This is a genomic window from Tepidimonas fonticaldi (assembly GCF_001675355.1).
GTDB lineage: Bacteria > Pseudomonadota > Gammaproteobacteria > Burkholderiales > Burkholderiaceae_C > Tepidimonas > Tepidimonas fonticaldi.
Window position 1 is genome coordinate 1 of record NZ_LZDH01000041.1, and the last position, 810, is coordinate 810.

Consider the following 810-nt stretch of genomic DNA (forward strand, 5'->3'; position numbering starts at 1 on the left):
AAACCAAAGGATTGGACAACTGGAACCCATTTGAAGGGATCCGCATGGTCTAAGCTGTAAAAAGATAAAAATTGGCTGCGGGCGAGGTGGCGAATTTTTATCTGGCAACAAAGCTCGCCAAAATAACCTACCGTAAGTGACTTCCCTGCAAACGATATTCATTCGGTGTTTTGCTATAAAATTGGCGAAATGCATGACTAAATGCCGAATGTGAGTCATAGCCCACCGCTAATGCAATTTGTTCTATTGATTTATTGGATAATAATAAGCGCCCTGCCGCCTCCATGCGTTTTTGGAATAGAAACTGCATCGCCGTTAACTGTGTTTCAGCCTTTATTTTTCGTTGAAGCGTACTCACTGACATACAAAAAGCCGTTGCCATATCTTCACAACTAATAGGATGGTGTAGACGCAGTTCCACCCATTGAGAAAGCTCATCAATCCATTTATTTTCAGGTTTTAACTGTGCCAACAATAGACGAGCAACCGTAACATTATGTTCCAGAGCTTGTGGGAAGTTTTGCAACCAATTCAAAAGACCAATTGCGGCAGGTGTCAGAGTAAATTGCGTCATTTTTTCATTTAATGCCCATTGTGCTGTGGCTGGCATTTCTAATACGTAGTTTTGATTTCCTAGCTGCCCGCTAAATGCATGACTCACACTAGGCGGGATCACGACCCCCTTTCCTGCATTTAACAGAAAATGTTGCCGGTACATATTAATTTCCATCTGCCCAGATAACGACAAAACGACTTGCCACTGCCCATCATGTTGATGAGAAATGACGTCGTTCGAATATTGGCGAAAAT

At 42.3% G+C, this 810-nt stretch carries 1 protein-coding gene; it reads right to left on the bottom strand.

What is annotated here, in order from left to right; genetic code table 11:
- Window positions 1-127 precede the first annotated feature (127 nt).
- On the bottom strand, window positions 128-810 hold a 683-nt coding region (locus tag A9O67_RS12995; protein WP_197484431.1), incomplete at its 5' end, for a helix-turn-helix domain-containing protein.